This is a genomic window from Pseudomonas sp. B35(2017) (assembly GCF_002113645.1).
In the GTDB taxonomy this organism is placed as follows: Bacteria; Pseudomonadota; Gammaproteobacteria; order Pseudomonadales; family Pseudomonadaceae; genus Aquipseudomonas; species Aquipseudomonas ekonensis.
The window spans coordinates 201,728-221,292 of record NZ_NEIZ01000001.1 but is presented as its reverse complement, the minus strand read 5'-3'; the positions used below and the strand labels follow the sequence as shown (position 1 = coordinate 221,292).

Annotated in this window: 12 protein-coding genes and 1 pseudogene; 6 read left to right on the top strand and 7 right to left on the bottom strand. The window is 65.3% G+C overall.

Annotated features, from left to right (window positions below; all coding sequences use genetic code 11):
- Positions 1–35: 35 nt before the first annotated feature.
- Positions 36–4,643, top strand: coding sequence for a DUF6543 domain-containing protein (locus CAG41_RS01015; protein WP_085655917.1), 4,608 nt, complete (start codon positions 36–38; stop codon positions 4,641–4,643).
- An 18-nt stretch (positions 4,644–4,661) separates the two neighbouring features.
- Here the strand turns inward: CAG41_RS01015 and CAG41_RS01010 are convergent, their stop codons facing one another.
- Positions 4,662–6,212: a PLP-dependent aminotransferase family protein gene (locus CAG41_RS01010; protein WP_085579133.1), complete on the bottom strand. Its 1,551-nt coding sequence runs from the start codon at positions 6,210–6,212 to the stop codon at positions 4,662–4,664.
- Between the two features lie 92 nt (positions 6,213–6,304).
- On the opposite strand from CAG41_RS01010, the gene CAG41_RS01005 reads away from it, so the two are divergent.
- The 3 genes from CAG41_RS01005 to CAG41_RS00995 are packed head-to-tail and all read left to right on the top strand — an operon-like array spanning position 6,305 to position 8,070.
- Positions 6,305–6,928 (top strand): FMN-binding negative transcriptional regulator, encoded by a 624-nt coding sequence (locus CAG41_RS01005; protein WP_085579515.1) that lies wholly within the window; start codon positions 6,305–6,307, stop codon positions 6,926–6,928.
- 11 nt (positions 6,929–6,939) lie between these two features.
- Positions 6,940–7,386, top strand: a complete 447-nt coding sequence (locus CAG41_RS01000; RefSeq protein WP_085579135.1) for a GNAT family N-acetyltransferase — start codon at positions 6,940–6,942, stop codon at positions 7,384–7,386.
- A gap of 12 nt (positions 7,387–7,398) precedes the next feature.
- Positions 7,399–8,070, top strand: coding sequence for a GNAT family N-acetyltransferase (locus tag CAG41_RS00995; protein WP_085579137.1), 672 nt, complete (start codon positions 7,399–7,401; stop codon positions 8,068–8,070).
- A gap of 3 nt (positions 8,071–8,073) precedes the next feature.
- Here the strand turns inward: CAG41_RS00995 and CAG41_RS00990 are convergent.
- A pseudogene (locus tag CAG41_RS00990) lies at positions 8,074–8,378 on the bottom strand (helix-turn-helix domain-containing protein).
- A 385-nt stretch (positions 8,379–8,763) separates the two neighbouring features.
- Between CAG41_RS00990 and CAG41_RS00985 the strand changes: the two are divergent.
- A complete protein-coding gene (locus CAG41_RS00985) occupies positions 8,764–10,875 on the top strand; it encodes an autotransporter domain-containing protein (protein WP_085706622.1) in 2,112 nt (703 codons plus the stop codon).
- A 122-nt stretch (positions 10,876–10,997) separates the two neighbouring features.
- Here the strand turns inward: CAG41_RS00985 and oadA are convergent, their stop codons facing one another.
- On the bottom strand, positions 10,998–12,806 hold the full coding sequence (gene oadA, locus CAG41_RS00980) for a sodium-extruding oxaloacetate decarboxylase subunit alpha (RefSeq protein WP_085579141.1): 1,809 nt from the start codon (positions 12,804–12,806) through the stop codon (positions 10,998–11,000).
- An 11-nt stretch (positions 12,807–12,817) separates the two neighbouring features.
- Positions 12,818–14,233, bottom strand: coding sequence for an acetyl-CoA carboxylase biotin carboxylase subunit (locus CAG41_RS00975; protein ID WP_085579143.1), 1,416 nt, complete (start codon positions 14,231–14,233; stop codon positions 12,818–12,820).
- A 191-nt stretch (positions 14,234–14,424) separates the two neighbouring features.
- Here CAG41_RS00975 and CAG41_RS00970 point away from each other — a divergent pair, with 191 nt between their 5' ends.
- On the top strand, positions 14,425–15,387 hold the full coding sequence (locus CAG41_RS00970) for a LysR family transcriptional regulator (protein ID WP_085579145.1): 963 nt from the start codon (positions 14,425–14,427) through the stop codon (positions 15,385–15,387).
- Here CAG41_RS00970 and CAG41_RS00965 read toward each other — a convergent pair.
- From CAG41_RS00965 to CAG41_RS00955, 3 genes are all read right to left on the bottom strand, one after another.
- On the bottom strand, positions 15,329–15,541 hold the full coding sequence (locus CAG41_RS00965; protein ID WP_085638639.1) for a PA3496 family putative envelope integrity protein: 213 nt from the start codon (positions 15,539–15,541) through the stop codon (positions 15,329–15,331). The genes CAG41_RS00970 and CAG41_RS00965 overlap by 59 nt on opposite strands.
- Before the next feature lie 129 nt (positions 15,542–15,670).
- A complete protein-coding gene (hexR, locus tag CAG41_RS00960) occupies positions 15,671–16,537 on the bottom strand; it encodes a transcriptional regulator HexR (protein WP_085579149.1) in 867 nt (288 codons plus the stop codon).
- 151 nt (positions 16,538–16,688) lie between these two features.
- Positions 16,689–19,562 (bottom strand): GGDEF domain-containing phosphodiesterase, encoded by a 2,874-nt coding sequence (locus CAG41_RS00955; RefSeq protein ID WP_085579151.1) that lies wholly within the window; start codon positions 19,560–19,562, stop codon positions 16,689–16,691.
- Between the last annotated feature and the right edge of the window lie 3 nt (positions 19,563–19,565).

Genomic DNA, 19,565 nt, shown 5'->3' with positions numbered 1-19,565 from the left:
AAGATTCCCCACAGGCCTCCCAACGGTTGCGACCCATGAGCGAAACCCCGACAGAAACGCCCGTCCCGCTGCTGCAGAACAAAAGCCACGTGATCGAACAGATCAGCCGCGGCCCGACCCTGCATGCCGCCACGACACGACAATTGCGCGACGCACTGAAGCAGCGCTTTCCCGACCTCGACATCGATCCGGACGTGGCGGTGGTGATGGCCCCGGTCTGGCACGAGCGCAACGGCGCGCTGGTCAGCGGCAGCAGCCACTTCGAATCGCTGAGCCATGCACTGGTGCGCCTGGCCCTTGACCGGAACAGCGCCAACTACATCGAAGGCGAACATTTCCTGACCCTGACGCCCTATGCCCAGGAGCCGGTCCACTTGCCCGTCGGCATGGATGCACTGACGACGCTGCTCAACGAGCAGGCGCCGCAGATCTTCACGAACTTCCAGCAATCCCAGCTGGACTACTGGAACGAGGCCGTCGGTGCGCTGCCGCGCTGGCAACGGCTGTCCGACATGCTCAGGGCCGCGCTTGACGTGGGCGCGGTCAACGATTGGGATACGGATCAATGCGCCTTGAGCCGCCTGGTCTCAAGGTTCCCCGACAAGGCCTCGCGTCCGCTGGAGGACAGCGGTCTGTCGAATGTCCGCGCCCGCCTGCCGGACCTGGACTATGCCTTCGATTTCGCCGACTCCTTCGACACTCGGCACCTGATGTCACCCGGTGCGCTGGTGCTGACCGCCAACTGCGGCGACCGCGAACTGATCGTGATGTACACCGTCTCCGACGGTTACGAAGCCTTCGATTCGATGGAGCAGCTGGGTGCCGTGCTGCCCGAACGGATCGACGTCAATCTCGGTGGCTTCAGCCTGAAGTGGCGCCTCTACGAGCCGGAAGGAAACGTCTTCGACGCCATGGCCTGGGCGCTGGTGAACTGCCAGCTCGACTCCATCGATGCGCTCGACCCGGCCAGCCGCTCGGCCGAGGCCCGGTTCGCGCCGCGCCAGACCGAGATCCGCACCCTCAGCCCCCGCGACAACCAACGCATCGCCCAACTGGCCGACGCGATGCCGCCATGGTTGTCGAGCGCCTCGCTGGAGGACATCCAGACCTACAGCGCATGCCTGAACACCTTGGGCCTGCTGCACGAGGAGGCCGAGGACGCCTTCGACCCCGCAGGCCTCCCGTCGATACAGACCTACGCCCAACGGCGAATGCGCGAAGCCATCGTTGCCGAACGAAAGGGCGACACGGCTGCGGCGCTGCACCTGGATGACGTGCGGATCACCGTGACCCAAAGCTTCGAGGTCGGCGGCCTCTTCCTGCCTTCGCCGTTCGAGCGCAGCGTCCAGACCCTCGGCCAGTTCGCCCTGAGCAACACGCCCCCCTACATGGCGGCCGTCGCCTACGCCGACGGGTCGGCGACGCCGGACTGGATGACGCCAGCGTTTCTGACACGCATCGCCGAAAAGGTCGATGTCGGCGAAATCTACCCGCAGCTGGTCAAGCGCACCCTGATCGACGACCCGGAGCGGGCCCGGCGCCACAGGCGGCTCTACTGCCTTCAGTTGCCGACCCTGCTGCAACTGCGGGCTTTGGAGTGCAAGCTCAAGCACGAAGGCAGCGTGGATGAACGGGGATACCGGCAGATCTGCCGGCTGGCGGCATCCATGGCCGGCAGCACCCCGCCCGCCGACTGGCCGGTGCAGATCCGGCCCTTGGCGTTCTTGCCGCGGTTCCGGCTGGGCAGCGGGACCGACACCGTCACCGGCATGTACGTCATCGGCCCGGACCAGGGCCGCAGCGAGCCGTGCCTGCTGTACCGGCCCCTGATGAAGCGCTCGCTGCTCCAGTTCGAGTCCGCGCAGAACATGCTGTACGCCTTCCACCAGCCCGGCGAACTGCGTGACTCGGTGCTCGCCTGGCTGGCCGACGAGGAGCGCAGCTTCGAGTACGCCCAGTACGTGTTTCCCAACGGCATCCCCTCGCCGCGCACCATCGTCGACCTGGCGTTCGAGCCGTTCATCCACCTCGGCCTGTCCCCCTCGATCGAGCTGGCCGGCGCGCCGTTTGCGGGCGATATCCCCACCGCGCTGTACAACGACCACAGCCGGGCACTGGTCAGCCTCGCCGACCGCCAGTCGACCTCGAACGCCGAACGGCGCCGGACACTGCTGGTGGAGAGCGGCTGGGCGATGTTCGGTGTGGCCGCCAGCTTCCTCAGCGGCCCGGCCAGCACCGCCGTCTGGGTCTGGCAAGGCATCAGCCAGATCCAGCAGGCCCTCGAAGCCCACGAACGCGGCGATACGGTGGTGCAATGGTCGTCCACCGGCGATGTGCTGCTGACGCTGAGCATCCTGCTGACCCACCGCATGGCGTGGAGCCGGCTCCGGCTTGCAGGCCCCACGGTTAAGGGCACCGAGGCCGAACCCTTGCCGGAGCCGGCCCTGATCGAAGCACCAGGCTCACCGGTGCAGGCGAGGGTCTTCCAGAATCCGCCCCTGCCGCAAGCCGCCCTGCCTGAGGCCCACCTTGGCGACCTGGCACCGATCAACGGAGTGCGCACCGCCTCCGGAACGCGGTTCGAGCAATTCATCGACCGGCTGCAGGCGGCACCGGAGCTGTCCGCAGCATCGACCCCGGACGCAGACCGTTTGTACGGGGCGGGAGGAAAACGCTACGCCCAGGTGGGCAAACGCTGGTTCCAGGTGCGCACCGACGGCGATGGGGCCACCTGGGTGACCGACCCCGAAGATGCCGGCCGACCAGGGTTGGCCATCCGCTTCGACGCGGCGGAAAACCGCTGGGTCTGGGACCTCAGGCTGAGGTTGCGCGGCGGCCAGCCGACGAGCAAGATCGCGGCGCTGCGGCAAAAGAAAGCCGCTGAGCGGGACAAGGCCTGGGCCGCGCTGCAGGCGTTCTGGGCACAGGAACCCACCCAGCAGGCGGCCTTGCAAAAGATCCTGGTGCCTTCCGAGGACCATGACCTGACATCGGAGATGTCGCCGCAGGCCATTGCCGCCTACCTGACGCAATCCGAAAGTCTCGCCAACGGCTACACCCAGGCTTTGACCGACCTGCTTGCCTGGCGCACCGCCGGAGGCACCGGCAAGTTCTATGAAGCGCAATTGATGCGCCTCACCGCCGAACAGCACCGATTCATCAACGGCTGGATGAGGATGAAATTGCGCGAGTACGCCCAACAGGTCGTACCGCTGATCCGCCAGACGGCGGAATCGCCGCCCTTGCCCCGTGCCGAGCAGATCGAAAACATACGGCGGTCCATCGCCATCAGCGACGAAATCGTCGCACAGCTCGATCAGCTGGACAGCTCGCTGGATCGGCTGATGAAAGAGTCCGGACAGACCCGCAAGACCGCATTGGGCCTGCGCGACCTGCGCCCGACACTGTCGCGCTATGACTTTCTCGGCAATGAGATCGGCATGTCTCCCGAACTGTGCCTGATCGACGGGCCGGGCAAGGACGCCGAGGCGTTGCGCCAGAGTGTCATGACCGTGTTCGACGAAGCGGGAATCGCGGGCCACGCACTGGCCGGGCGCAGCGCCGATCCCGAAACGGCGGTCACGCCCCTGCAAGAGATGGAGGAGGCCACCGCGCTGGTCGATCGCCTGGAGGCCTGTGACCGGCGTCTGCGGGAACTGCTCGCCGACTCGCCCGGACAGTTGGAGCCGATCCGCTTCCGCCGGGTTCAGGGGCTGGTCACCGAGTTCCTCGAACTGTCGCGCAAACGCCTGCTCGAACGGCTGCCCGAACCGGAGGAGATTCCGTTGGCCGCCATGGCCAGGCTGGATCCCGGGCCGTCGACCTCGCGGCCCCTCGGCAAAGTGAACAGGCTGCAGCCACGGGTTCTTGAGGCGGTGCGGGCAGGCCCTGCGCCCAAACCGACCCCGGTCGAGAAGGTGCCCGTCTTCAAGGCTCCCGTTCGCCGCACCGTGCAGCCCCTTCCGGCGGAGGACGGTCAGATCCTCGAACGGGGCCGTTCGCTGTACGACGACAACGATCTCTTCATCAAGCACACAAGCGCGGATTCCCGGCGGCCCCGGCGCATTCCTGCGGACATGAAGGATCTGTTCGACCAACAGGCCGTCCGCCTTCAGCAGGCGGCCAAGGACGTCGATGCGGCCTACGGGCGCATGAGCGCGTCGGGCAACACGCCTTACGCCTTCAGCAGGCTGAGCCAGGATCTACGTTCGGCGGCCGCCAAATGCAATCGGGAAGGCATCCGGATCTACGGCGACATGATCAAACGACGCAAACCCCGGGAAACCTACCTTCAATGGCTGCATGAACACGGCCAGGTCAACATCGTCAAAGACCCGCGCGGCCGCATCAGGACCCGGCAACGCAAGGACTGGTTCCAGGAGTACCGCGTGCTCGACAAGACACAGCAGAACAAGCCGCTGTGGGTCGCTCATTTCCACTACGCCAACGTGACCGACGCCGAAGGCGGGTTCACCGTCGCCCACCTCAAGCCCGCCGACGAGTACCTCAAATCCCTGCCGGAAGCGGCGCGCCAGGAACTGGGCACGTTCGACGAGGTGGACAACGCCCTGCGCCGGTTGATCAAGCCCGAGGCGATCGACCTGTTTCTGAAGGTCCGCTCGCCCGCCCCGCCCGGGCCTTGAGCCCCAGGGCACACGGCGTCAATCGCGCCACGCCGTGGCCAGGCGTGCCAGCGCAACCTCTATGGCCGGCTCGGGCACCGCCGCGAACCCCAGCACCAGGCCGGCGCACCGATCCGCCGGCGGTGATGGATCGGGCAGCCAGTAACCGCTCAGCCCGTTGACCTCGACGCCGGCGTTTCGGGCCTTTTCGACCAGTTCGAGCTCGCGCGCCATGCTGTCGACCGGCACCGTCAGGTGCAGGCCAGCCATCACGTCGGGCAACGGGCCGACGCCACGGATGCCGGCGGGCCAATGGGCCTGCAGACAGTTGAGCCGGCTCAGGGCGGCGCGGCGCATGCGCCGGATATGCCGCTGGAAGTGGCCGGCGGCCATGAACTCGGCCATGACCGCCTGGGTGCTCACCTCGGAGTGCCGCACGTCCACGGCGCGCCGCTGCGCGAACGCCTGCACCAGCCCCGCAGGCAGCACCAGATAGCCCAGGCGCAGCGCCGGGAACGCGACCTTGCCGAAAGTGCCGACGTACAGCACGCGGCCGTGACGGTCGAGCGCCGCCAACGGTGCCAGCGGCGCGCCGCGGTAGCGGTATTCGCCGTCGTAGTCGTCCTCGACGATCCAGCCTCGGGTGCGTTCGGCCCAGGCCAGCAGCTCCAGGCGCCGGGCCAGGCTCATGACCACACCGCTGGGGTACTGGTGCGAAGGCGTGACGTAGGCCAGCCGACAATCGCCGAGCCGCTCCAGCCCGCCGCAGTCAATGCCTTCGCTGTCCACCGCCACCCCGTGCAGGTTCGCGCCGGCCAGCGCAAAAGCGTGGCCCGCCGCCCGGTAGCCCGGATTCTCGATGGCCACACCGTCGCCCGGCTCCACCAGCAACTGTGCACAAAGGCTGATTCCCTGTTGCGCGCCACTGGTGATCACAATTTGTTCAGCGGTGCACTGCATGCCACGCGAACTGCGCAGGTAAGCCGCGATCATCCCGCGCAGCCGCGCATCGCCGGCCGGGTCGCCGTAGCACAGCTGATGCAGGTCGGGCTTGCGCCAGAACCCCGCGTTCAGCTTGGCCCAGACCTCGAACGGGAACAGGTCGAACGCCGGAATGCCGACGCGGAACGCCTTGGGCGGCCCGCTGGGCGGCATCGGCAAATGGTTCTCCGTGACCCGTGCCAAGGCAGCACTGTGGATAACTTTGCTGGATAAATACCCAGGAAAATCTTCGCATTTTGTGGATAACGCTGTGGGTAAGCTTGTTGAAAACCCTGTGGATACTTTTGTGGAAAACTTTTCCGCCGAGAGCGACGCCTGCGGCAACTGCGCCACGTAAGTTCCATCGCCGACCCGCCCTTCGATGAACCCTTCGGCATACAACTGATCGTAGGCCCGCACCACGCTGTTGCGGGAGATTCCCAGCGCGGCGGCCAGGTCCCGGCTCGCAGGCAGGCGCATGCCGCTGGCCAGGCGCCCGTCCAGCACCCGCAGGCGCAACGCCTGGTACAGCTGACGGCTCAGGCCCTGGCGTCGGTCCAGTTCGATGCCCGCCGGGTTGAAGGACAAGGACAACGGCTCGGTGGCCATGGCAATGGCTCCATGAAATTGGTCGTGAGTGGCTCTTACAACAGACCAATAGCCTGCCTAGGATGCAGGCAACCGCCAAGGAAATTTTCTTCATGTACACGCCACGCGCCTTCGCCGTCGACGACCTCTCCCAGCTGCACGAACTGATCCTCGCCACCCGCCTCGCCATCCTCGTCACCCACGGGGCGCAAGGTCTGCAGGCCAGCCACGTACCGGTGCTGCTGCATCGTGAACAAGGCGAACACGGCACGCTGTACGGTCATCTGGCCAAGGCCAATCCGCAATGGAAAGACTTGCGCGACGGCGCCGAAGCGATGGTGATCTTCGCCGGCCCCGACGCCTACGTCAGCCCCGGGTTCTACCCGAGCAAGGCCGAGCACGGCAAAGTCGTGCCGACCTGGAACTACATTGCCGTGCACGCTTACGGCCACGCCGAGACCTTCAGCGACGGCGGACGTCTGCTCGACATCGTCAGCACCCTCACCGACCGCCATGAAGCGAACCGCCCCACACCGTGGAAAGTCGAGGACGCCCCCGCCGACTACATCGACGGCATGCTCAAGGCCATCGTCGGCTTCGCGATCCCCATCGACCGCCTCGAAGGCAAACGCAAGCTCAGCCAGAACCGCAGCGCCGAAGACATCGCCGGCGTGCGCGAAGGGCTGGCCGCCAGTCCCGACTTCACCGACCGCACCCTCGCCCACTTGATGCGCTAAGGACCCTCACCATGAGTCAGATCGACATCCGCCCGGTCACCGCCGACGACCACTCAGCCTGGCTGCCGCTGTGGCAGGCCTACCTGCGCTTCTACCAAACGGAGTTGCCGGACGCCGTGACACAGAGCACCTGGCAGCGTTTCCTCGACCCCGCCGAACCGACCCATGCGGCCCTCGCCTGGGCAGACGGCAAAGCCGTCGGCATGGTGCATTTCATCTACCACCGTTCGAACTGGAGCATCGAGAACTCCTGCTACCTGCAGGATCTGCTGGTGGCGCCCGAAACCCGCGGCACCGGCGTCGGGCGTCTGCTGATCGAACACGTCTACGCCACGGCCAAGGCCGACGGCTGCTGCAAGGTGCACTGGCTGACCCACGAAACCAACGCCACGGCGATCCGCCTCTATGAGCGCATCGCCGAGCGTCCGGGCTTCATCCAGTTTCGCAAAGCCATTTGAGGATCAACCTTCATGACCACCCCGCTCGCTGACTGGAAAGGCGTTCCGCCCCCCTCGACCACACTGATCGAAGGGCGCTTCATCCGCCTGGAAAAACTCGACCCGGCCCGCCATGGCGATGACCTGTTCAACGCCCTGCAAGGCCCCGGCGCCGATCCGAAACTGTGGGACTACCTGCCTTACGGCCCTTTCCCGCAACGCAGCGCGTTCAACGACTGGCTGAACCATCACGCCGCCGCCAGCGACCCGTATTTCTTCAGCGTGATCGACCGCGCCAGCGGCCAGGTCCAGGGCATCCTCAGCCTGATGTCCATCGTGCCGGCCCAGGGCCGCATCGAAATCGGCCACGTCACCTTCGGCGCCCCGATGCAGCGCTCGCCGAAAAGCACCGAAGCGGTGTACCTGTTGGCCAAGGAATCCTTCGCCCTGGGCTACCGCCGCCTGGAGTGGAAGTGCAACAACGCCAACGCCCGCTCCAAATACGCCGCCGAACGCCTGGGCTTCACCTTCGAAGGCGTGTTCCGCCAGCACATGGTGGTCAAGGGCCAGAACCGCGACACGGCGTGGTATTCGATCCTGGACTCGGAATGGCCGGCGGTGGCGGCAGGGTTCGAGCGTTGGCTGAGCGACGAAAACCAGACGGCGTCGGGGCAGGTGAAGGGCCTGGCCGAGTGCCGCGCATAAGGCTTACCCTGCATCGGGTGTGCTGCGGGGCCAGCGGTCATCGCTGCGGATCCTCAGCACGCCCATCTTCAGCCCGAACGGGCGGAACACAGCATTCAGCGACTTGAGCGTCTGATTGCCTTCCCCGTGCTCGATATGCACCAGCGTGCGCACCGAAATCCTGCACATCTTCGCGAACTGGGTCTGGTGCAATCCGGTCACTTCCACGCGCAAACGGCGAACGGCTTCGCCGATCTCCAAGGTTCCTTGGGCCAGCGCTGCTGAATGCTTTCGATGAGCACTGTGCTCTCGACGACAGTCATGCTCATTTCAGATCCCACATATTCAAATACTGCCCCAGTTTTGTAGGTGAACTGTAATGCGTTCGTTGGGCGCCAAGCGCCCCCAGATCTGCAACAAAATGCAGATGTGGCTGTTTCTCGTCGTAAAAAACGCAAAACAATGCAGATGCATTCAGGGCATCACCATCGCACTCGGTAGATGGGCTTCTGACATTTCGCCAATCGAAGTTTCAGCACCGACCGTAGGCAATAGCGTCATGTCGCTGGGTGAAATGACGAACGTCGGCCGATCATCCTCCTCCCGGCTACGAAACCGGATTCCATCCCCTGCACGACACGCAGAATCGCCCGGCATCGGCGCACCGGCATCGACTTTTAGAGTTTGGCCTCCTTTCCAGCGAGGCAGAACCCGATGCTCAACCGACCTACGTTTCGCCCACACTGCGTGGCCTTGGCAGTCGCCGTCGCCCTCGGCCATGCCGGTTACGCGGCGGCTCAGGACCTTCCCGCCGCACTCATGCCGCTCGATGAGCACAAGGCGCGGATCGACAGCTATCTCAAGGATCCGGACACGCAAGCGACTTCGGTCATCCGGCCGGAATCCGGCTCCGACGGCATCGCGCGAAAACTGGGCGAGGCCAACGATCTGGTCAATGTCAGCCGCAAAGGCCGGTTCGACGGCATCGTCGACGGCGGCGAAGGCGTCAACGCCATGACGCTCGACACGGCCAACGTCGGCGAACTCGGGGAAAGCCGCAACTTCGATCATGTGCGAATCAAGCGCGGCCAATGGACATTGACCGGAACGGGCGACTTCCCCGGCGGCGCCTTCGTCGCGGACAACGCCACGCTGAACAACCGGGGAAGCATTTTTGGCCAGGTCTCGGTGGATCGGCGAGCGACCTTGCGCGGCAACGGCGAAGCCGGCCATCTGCTGGTTGCCGGCAAGCTGGAGGTCAACGCGCTTCACGGGGCGCCTCGGGTGCGGGGCGATCTCGAGTTGCAAAAGACGGCCGTATTGGCCTATGGAATCGACGCCGCCAACGTCGGCGAAACAATCAATGTCGGCGGCACCGCCCGCCTCGGCGACGCGACCCTGAACATCATCGCGGCGCCGGGCGACTATGCGCAGACGAGCCAACATACGATCATCCAGGCCAGCCTGGTCGAGGGCCAGTTCGGTCAGGTCACCAGCGATCTGGCCTTCATGACCCCAACCGTGAACTACACCGGTCAGACGGTCGGCCTGACCTATGCCCGCAACGATGTTCCGCTCGATGACGCAGCCGCCAGTGAAAACGGGCGCGAACTCGCCAAAAGCATCGAGGAGCCAGCACTCGATCCGGGCATGCCGCAAAACACTGTCCCTCAAGACCCGGTCGCCGAACAGCCTGCCGGGACCGACGGGCCACCGACGCCCCCCGAGGCGCCTGGTCCATCGGCGCCGGCCAGCCCGGGCATTGTCACCGCAGGAGCGACGGCCCCAGGCAACACCGCCGTCAAAGCCTTGCTGACCACGAACCGGATCACCGCATCCCATGCCCTCGAACAACTGTCCGCCGGCGGCAACGCCAACCTGGCGGGAGCGACGCTGGGCAGTGTCGCACCGGTCGGCGCCAGTCTGCTGTCCGTCATGCGCCAGACGGGCGATGGCCCCTCGGTGGAGCGCAACCCGCCGCTCCTGGCCAACGGCGGCGAAACCGGCAGCCGTGTCTGGCTGCAGGCTCTCGGCGACGGCGGCACGCTGGATCGGAGCGAAAGCGCCAGTACGCTGCGGCATGCGACCCAAGGTTTGCTGCTGGGGGCGGACTGGGCAGCGGATGAGCATTGGCGTCTGGGAGTGCTCGGAGGGCAGTCGCGAACCCGACTGGACGGGCGGCAGTACGAGGGCCGGCTCGACAGTTGGCACCTGGGGGCCTACGCCTTGCGCCAGAGCGGGCCGATGGCCATTCGGTTAGGCGCTGCCTACGGCAACCATGCCGGCGCCAGTAACCGCAGCGTCACCTACAACGGATTCAGCGACCGACCCAAGGGCAAATATGAGGCGCACACCGGTCAGGCCTTTGCCGAGCTCGGCTACAACCTCGGCCAAGGCCGGTTGAGCGCCGAACCCTTTGCCAGCCTCGGCATTCAACGCTATCAGCGCGACAGCCATGCCGAAAAGGGTGGCGATGCCTCGCTGCAGGTCCATGGCCAGACGCAACAGAACGTCAGCAGCACCCTTGGGCTGCGCCTTGCCTACGTCAAGGCACTGGAGGACGGCCTGCAACTGACGCCGCGGTTCAGCGCCGGGTGGAAACACACCTACGGCGACGTCCAAAGCCACACCCGCCAGAAACTGGCGGCCGGCAGCAGGGACTTCACCGTGAAAGGCACAGCGTTGGACCGCAACAACCTGACGCTGGACGCGGGGCTGGACCTGGCCGTCTCGCCAAGGCATTCGTTGGGCGTGGGCTACAGCGGCGATATCGGTCACCGCAGCCGCCGGCACGGCGTGTCAGGCCAATGGCGCATGGCCTTCTGACGGCGCCGGCCCGATCTGTTCTGCGGGAACGGCGGAGTGTGCCGTTCCCGCCGGAAACAGCGGACAAAAAAAGGGGGGCACATGCCCCCCCGAGGTATAAAGCGTTGCATCGGCGCTGTCGGTCAGCCCTCGATCTCGATCAGGATCTCGCCCGGATTCACCCGGTCACCCTTGGCGACATGAATGGCGGTGACCTTGCCGGCGATGGCCGCCTGGACTTCGGTCTCCATCTTCATGGCTTCGGTGATCAGCACAGCCTGGCCGGCCTTGACGGTATCGCCCTCTTTCACCAGCACATCGACGATGTTGCCCGGCATGGTGGTGCTGACGTGGCCCGGCGCCGAAGCCTGCTTGCGCTTGCTGCTGCCGCCGCCGACGAACTCGTTGAGCGGTTCGAACACCACCTCTTCCGGCATGCCGTCGATGGACAGGTAGAAGTGGCGCTTGCCTTCGGCCTTCACGCCGACGCCGGTGATGTCCACCCGGTAGGTTTCGCCGTGGACGTCGATGACGAACTCGGTCGGTACGCCTTCACCGCCCGCCGAAGTCACCTTGCCCGCTTCCGGGATCGGCAGCAGCACTTCCGGCGTCAGGGTGCCGGCGGCACGCTCTTCGAGGAACTTGCGGCCGATGTCCGGGAACATGGCGAAGGTCAGCACGTCCTCTTCGGACTGGGCCAGGGCGCCGATGTCGGCCCGCAGCTTGGTCATTTCCGGCTTGAGCAGGTCCGCCGGACGCACGTCGATCACCTCCTCGCTGCCGATGGCCTGGCGGCGCAGCTGCTCGTTCACCGTGCCCGGGGCCTTGCCGTAACCGCCTTGCAGATAGAGCTTCACTTCGTTGGTGATGGTCTTGTAGCGCTCGCCGGCCAGCACGTTGAAGAACGCCTGGGTGCCGACGATCTGCGACGTCGGGGTCACCAGCGGCGGGTAACCCAGGTCTTCGCGCACCCGCGGGATTTCCGCCAGCACTTCGTTCATGCGGTTCAGGGCGCCCTGCTCTTTCAGCTGGTTGGCCAGGTTGGAAATCATGCCGCCCGGCACCTGGTTGACCTGCACACGGGTGTCGACCGCCGTGAACTCGCTTTCGAACTGGTGGTACTTCTTGCGCACGGCGTAGAAGTACAGGCCGATCTCTTGCAGCAGTTCCAGGTTCAGGCCGGTGTCGAACTCGCTGCCCTTGAGGGCGGCGACCATCGATTCGGTGCCCGGGTGGCTGGTGCCCCAGGCGAAGCTGGAGATGGCGGTGTCGATGTGGTCGGCACCGTTTTCGACGGCCTTGAGCTGGCACATCGCGGCCAGGCCGGCGGTGTCGTGGGAATGGATGAACACCGGCAGCGACTGCTCGGCCTTCAAGGCCTTGACCAGTTCGCCGGTGGCGAATGGGGTCAGCAGGCCGGCCATGTCCTTGATCGCCACCGAGTCGCAACCCATGGCTTCCATCTGCTTGGCCTGGTTCACGAAAGCCTCGATGGTGTGCACCGGGCTGGTGGTGTAGGCGATGGTGCCCTGGGCGTGCTTGCCGGCGGCCTTCACCGCTTCGATGGCCACCCGCAGGTTACGCACGTCGTTCATCGCGTCGAAGATGCGGAACACGTCGATGCCGTTGACTGCGGCCTTGGCGACGAACGCCTTGACCACGTCGTCGCTGTAATGGCGGTAGCCCAGCAGGTTCTGGCCGCGCAGGAGCATCTGCAGGCGGGTGTTCGGCAGCGCGGCGCGCAGTTGGCGCAGGCGCTCCCACGGGTCTTCCTTGAGAAAGCGCACGCAGGCGTCGAACGTCGCGCCGCCCCAGACTTCCAGCGACCAGTAGCCGACCTTGTCGAGCTTGTCGCAGATCGGCAGCATGTCTTCGGTGCGCATGCGGGTCGCGAGCAGCGATTGGTGGGCGTCGCGCAGGATGGTGTCGGTTACATGAATCTTCTTGCTCATTGTTCTTTTCCTCACAGGCCTGCGTGGGCGGCGATGGCGGCGGCGATGGCCAGGGCCAGCTCTTCGGGTTTGCGCTTGATCGAGTAGTTGGTCAGTTCCGGATGGCTTTCGACGAAGCTGGTGTTGAACTGGCCGCTGCGGAATTCCGGGTTGCGCAGGATTTCCTGATAGTACGCCGCAGTGGTCTTGACCCCTTGCAGGCGCATGTCGTCGAGGGCGCGCAGGCCGCGGTCCATGGCCTCTTCCCAGGTCAGCGCCCAGACCACCAGCTTCAGGCACATCGAGTCGTAGAACGGCGGAATGGTGTAGCCGGTGTAGATCGCCGTGTCGGTGCGCACACCCGGGCCGCCGGGGGCGTAGTAGCGGGTGATCTTGCCGAAGCTCGGCAGGAAGTTGTTTTTCGGGTCTTCGGCGTTGATCCGGAACTGCAGCGCGAAACCGCGGTGCTGGATGTCTTCCTGTTTCACCGACAGCGGCAGGCCGGAGGCGATGCGGATCTGTTCGCGGACGATATCGATCCCGGTGATTTCCTCGGTGATGGTGTGTTCCACCTGCACCCGGGTGTTCATCTCCATGAAGTACACCTCGCCGTCGGCGAGGAGGAACTCCACGGTGCCGGCGTTCTCGTAGCCCACAGCCTTGGCGGCGCGCACCGACAGGTCGCCGATGTAGGCGCGCTGCTCCGGGGTCAGCTGGGGGCTTGGGGCGATCTCGATCAGCTTCTGGTTGCGGCGCTGGATCGAGCAGTCACGCTCGAACAGGTGCACCACGTTGCCGAAACTGTCACCGAGGATCTGCGCCTCGATGTGCTTCGGGTTGACGATGCACTTTTCCAGGAACACTTCCGCCGAGCCGAACGCCTTGGTGGCCTCGGAGATCACGCGGGGGAAGTTCTGCTCAAGCTCTTCGCGGCTGTTGCAGCGGCGGATGCCCCGGCCGCCACCGCCGGAGGTGGCCTTGAGCATCACCGGGTAACCGATGCGGTCGCCTTCGCTCAGGGCCTCTTCGAGCCCCGACACGTTGCCTTCGGTGCCCGGCGTGACCGGCACGCCGGCCTTGATCATGCTGCGGCGCGCTTCGGTCTTGTCGCCCATGCGGCGGATCACTTCCGCCGACGGGCCGATGAATTTGATCCCGCGTTCGGCGCAGATCTCCGCCAGTTCGGCGTTTTCCGACAGGAAACCGTAACCGGGGTGCAGCGCATCGCAGCCGGTCTCCACCGCCAGGTTCACCAGCTTGCGCGGGTTGAGGTAACCGGCCAGCGGCTCGGCACCGATGCTGTGGGCCTCGTCCGCACGCTTCACATGCAAGGCATGCCGGTCGGCGTCGGAAAAAATCGCTACCGAGCGGATGCCCATCTCGGCGCAGGCACGCACGATTCGTACGGCGATCTCACCACGGTTGGCGATCAGGATCTTTGTTATCACTTGGAGGTTCCCTTAAGCCGGTGGTAACCACGACCTGCTAGACCCAGGTCGACGCGTGACCAAATGTTTCAATCTGGTCGCCGCTTCACACTAGCGCCGGCAAGGGATTAACAAAAATGAATAAAAATTGGGACAGGCATAAGTAAAGACTTATAGTCATTGCACCCAGTCGTCGCCAGAGCCGGTAGAAAATGCGTAAGTCCTTGATGCGTATGACATTGCGTCAATTGCAGATCTTCAACGAAGTGTGTGACTTGCGCTCCTACAGCCGCGCCGCCGACGAAATGTCCCTCACGCAACCGGCCGTCAGCCTACAGATCCGTCAGCTCGAAGAGCTGATCGGCCAGCCGCTGTTCGACTATGTAGGCAAGAAACTCTACATGACCGAGGCCGCCGAAGCGCTGCAACGGGCCAGCCGGGACATCTTCGGCCGCCTGGAAAACCTCGACATGCAGCTCTCGGACATGCAGGGATCGTTGCAGGGCCAGCTGAAACTGGCGGTGGAGTCCAGCGCCAAGTACTTCGTGCCGCACCTGTTCGCCGCCTTCAAGCGCCAGCACCCGGAAGTGAACCTGCAACTGACGGTGGTCAACCGGGGCCAGGTCATCCGCCGCCTTTCCGACAACCGCGACGACCTGGTGATCATGTCCATGGTGCCCCAGGACATGGGCCTGGAATTCCTGCCGTTCCTCAACAACCCGATCGTGGCGGTGGCGCCGCCGGATCATCCGCTGTCGCACATGGGGCCGCTGCGCCTGCAGGACCTTGAGCCTTATACCCTGCTGATCCGCGAGCCCGGCTCCGGCACGCGGCTGGCCTGCGAGGAATATTTCAAGGAGAAGCGCGTGCATTTCACCCAGACCCAGGAAGTGGCCTCGGCCGAAGCCCAGCGCGAGTGCGTGTTGGCCGGCCTGGGCCTGGCGCTGCTGACGCGCCACGCCCTGAACCTGGAGCTGGCGACCGGCGGCCTGGTGGAGTTGCCGGTCGAAGAACTGCCGCTGCTGCGCAGTTGGTGCCTGGTGCAGGCCAAGGCCAAGCGCCTGTCACCGGTGGCTCACGCCTTTCTGGCGTTCATCCGCAGCGAACGTGCGCAGATCAGCGCGCTGGTTGAGCGCTTCGCCGGGAAGCCGACGGTGCCGCCTGCCAGTAGTTGAACTCGAAATCCGAGGGCACGCCGCTGATTTCGGCCTGAAGCTGGCGCAACTCGAAGCGGTCTTCGATGGCGCGGCGAAACTCCATGCGGCGCTGGTCTTCCTGTTGACGGCGGGTTTTCGCAGCGCTGTTGCGTTCTTCGTAGGGCTGAGCCATTTCGAGTCTCCCAAGGCGAGTACGGGAGTTTCACGATAGGCCCGGGGGATGACGGTTTGGCGGCGCGGAGGTTACAGGCGGATGAATGTGGCGAGGGCGCCGGCTCCCTCGCCCCAGGATCCTGCAGCGTCAGTCGTCCAGGGGTTTCACGGCCTTGGGCGACAGCCGCAGGCTGCGCAGGCTGCGCTTGACGCTCTTGAGGTGGTTGACCAGGCTCGGGCCGCGGGCCATTGCCACACCCATCGCCAGCACGTCGATCACCACCAGGTGGGCGATGCGCGAAGTCAGCGGCGTGTAGATCTCGGTGTCTTCATGCACGTCGATCGCCAGGTTGACGGTGGACAGCTCGGCCAACGGCGTCTGGCTCGGGCACAGGGTGATCAGCGAAGCGCCGCTTTCACGCACGAGGTTGGCGGTGATCAGCAGATCCTTGGAGCGGCCGGACTGGGAAATGCAGATCGCCACGTCGGTCGGCTTCAGCGTCACGGCGGACATCGCCTGCATGTGAGGGTCGGAGTACGCCGCCGCCGTCAGCAGCAGCCGGAAGAACTTGTGCTGCGCATCCGCCGCCACCGCGCCGGATGCGCCGAAGCCATAGAACTCGACGCGTTGGGCCTGGGACATCAGGGTCACCGCCCGCTGCAGCTCCTGAGGGTCGAGCTTCTCGCGCACCTCCATCAGCGTGTGCAGGGTGGTGTCGAAGATCTTCAGGCTGTAGTCGGCGACCGAATCGTCTTCATGGATGGCGAATTGACCGAAGCTGGCGCCCGCCGCCAGGCTCTGCGCCAGCTTGAGCTTGAGGTCCTGGAAACCGGAACAGCCGATGGCCCGGCAGAAGCGCACGATGGTCGGTTCGCTGATGCCGACGCTGTGGGCCAGGTCGGCCATGGAACTGTGCATCACCGCCGCCGGGTCAAGCAGCACGTGGTCGGCGACCTTGAGCTCCGACTTGCGTAACAGGTGACGTGACTGGGCGATATGTTGCAGCAGATTCAAGGGCTGGACTCTTGTTGTGGTCAGGCGCTTGCCATGGGCAGTCGCAAGGCATGTAGCAAGCTTGTAGTTATACTACATGAATTGGCTTTTTGCCTGCTCAATGCATCACTCGATATCCCCGTATCAGGCGGCATCCGCCGCATGTAGCCCTTCAGCGCAGGTTTTCCTGCCCGCGCAGCAGGTCGGCCAGGGCGTCGGCCTCCACCGGACGACTGATCAGATAGCCCTGCACTTCGTCGCACCCCTCGGCCTTCAGGAACGCCAGTTGCTCGGGCCGCTCGACGCCTTCGGCCACCACCTTCAGCGTCAGTCCGTGGGCCATGGCGATGATCGCCCGGGTGATCGCCGCGTCCTCGCTGCCCTCGCCCAGGCCACGAATGAACGCTTGGTCGATCTTCACGTAATCCACCGGGATCCGCTTGAGGTAGCTGAGGGAGGAATAGCCGGTGCCGAAGTCATCGATGGCCAGCTTCACCCCCAGATCGCGCAGCTGCTGGAACGTGGCGATGATGTGCTCGACGCTGTCGAGCAACTGGCTTTCGGTCAGTTCCAGCTCCAGGTAGTGCGGGGCCAGGCCGGTTTCCTCCAGCACCTGGCGCACCAGGCTGGCCAGCTTGCCCTGGCGCAGCTGATGCACCGACAGGTTCACCGACACCCGGATCGGCTCCAGCCCCTGGCGCTGCCACTCGCAGGCTTGCTGGCAGGCGTGGCGCAGGACGAATTCGCCGATGGGGCCGATCAGCCCGGTCTCCTCGGCGAGCCCGATGAAGTCCCCCGGCGGCACCCGGCCCAGGGTCGGATGATCCCAGCGCACCAGTGCTTCGGCGGCGTTCAGGCGGCCGGTGGCCAGGCACAGCTTCGGTTGGTAGAACACGTGCAGTTGCTTGTCTTCGATCGCCTTGCGCAACTGGTTTTCCAGCTGCAGGCGCTCAAGGGTGCTGGCTTGCAGGCTGTCGGTGTAGAACTGGAAGTTGTTGCCGCCCAGGTGCTTGGCGTGCTGCATGGCCATGTTCGATTGGCTGACCAGCGCGGCGATCTCCCGGGCGCTGTCCGGCAGCAGGCTGATGCCCATGGAGGCGCTGACCACCAGTTCGTGCCCTTCCACGGTCAGCGGCAAGCGCAGCTTGGCCAGCAGGCGCGTGGCGACCCGCGCCAGGCTCGACAGGTTGCCGTAGGCATCGAACAGCACCGCGAACTCGTCGCCGGACAACCGCGCGATGGTGTCCGCCTCCGGCAGCGCGCTGACGAGCCGCCGGGCCATCCGTTGCAGCAACTGGTCGGCGACTTCATGGCCCAGGCTGTCGTTGAGCAGCTTGAACCGATCCAGGTTGATGTGCAGCAGCGCCAGGCTGCGGCGCCCGCCCTGACGCACGCGCTGATGGGCCTCATGCAGGCGCTCGCGGAACAGCGAGCGGTTGGCCAGGCCGGTGAGTTCGTCGTAATGGGTCAGGAAGCGCATGCGCTCCTCGGACTCGCGTCGAGCCGACAGATCGGCGAAGAAGCCCACGATATGACTGACGTTTCCCCGATCATCGCGTACAGCGTTCAGTTGCAGCCACTGCGGGTACAGCTCGCCGTTCTTGCGGGTTTCCACCAGTTCGCCCTGCCAGGTGCCGTGCTGCTCCAGCGCATGGCGGATGGCGACGTAGTGCCGGCGTGCATCGCGGCTGCACGGCAGTTCGACGACGTTGCGCCCGAGCATGTCTTCGATGTCGTAACCGGTGACGCGGCTGAACGCCTGGTTGATGGCGATCAGCGAGTAGTTCGGATCGAGGATCACGATGCCCTCGCTGGCCGCCTCGAACACTGTCGCCGCCAGTTGCCGTTGCGCTTCCTGGCTTTTGCTGACGCTGATGTCGCGCCGGGTGCCGACCATGCGGGTGACCTGCCCGCTGTCGCTGCGTTCCACGGCGCGGCCGCGGTCTTCGATCCAGACCCAGTGACCGTCGCCGTGGCGCACGCGGTACTCGATCTGATAGTCCTCGGTGCGGCCCTTGAGGTGCTCGATCAGCGCCCGCTTGAGCGGCGGCACGTCTTCGGGGTGCAGGCGCGGACGCAGATGCCTGAGCAGCCCGGTGACGTACTCAGGGTCGATGCCGAACAGTTCCTGGATTTGCGTGTGATGGACTTCGTCGGTCTGCAGGTTCCAGTCCCACAGGCCCAGCTCGCTGGCCTTGAGCGCCAGCGCCAGGCGCGCCTCGCTTTTGCTCAGGGCCTGGTTGGCGGCGTCCAGCTCACGGCTGCGCTGGGCGACCCGGTCTTCCAGCTCGACCTGGGCCTCGCGCAAACGGCCCTCGGCGCAGCGGCGCTGCTCGATTTCCTTCGCCAGCTCCTGGTTGAGCTGCTCGCTGCGCGCCTGCGCCTGCTGCAGGTGTTCGATCAGGTGCTGGTTCTGGAAACGCCGCAGCAGGCCGCGGTCGATCAGGCGGTTGACCTGCCAGGCCACCACGCTCAGCGAACCGAGCAGGATCAGCCCCAGCCAGCCCCAGCCGCGGGCCTGCTCATCGCCGCCCCAGAACAGGTAGCCGATGGCCGGCAGCAGGCACGGCAAGGTAAAGGACAGAAACGCTGGAATGCTCACGGCGTAGGCAACACTGGCGGACAGCGTTGCGGCGCCGATCAGGCCGAACACCCAGGCCTGCTGCATGAAGTTGTCCGCCGGCACCAGAGCGATGCCCGCACCGGCCAGGGTCAGTCCGGTCATGGTCGAGCCGAGCAGGAACATCCGGCGCCAGACGGGCTGGGCTTGTCGGTCGGGGATCGCCGAATCGAAGGCGGCGACCTGAATCACCCGCAAGGCGACCAGCGACAGCAGCCACACCAGCCAGACGCTGACCACGAAGTAGCGCTGCGGGCTCCAGAGCAGGCCGGCGCAGACCAGACCGTTGATCAGCATGAACAGCGTGGGCAACAGTGAGCCCTGATACAGCAGGCGCGTGCGCTCGACCGCCATCTGCATGGCGTAGTGCTTGCGGATAGCCCGGGGCTCCACGAGGGGGCCCGACAGGTCGGGGCTGAGGGTCATAGG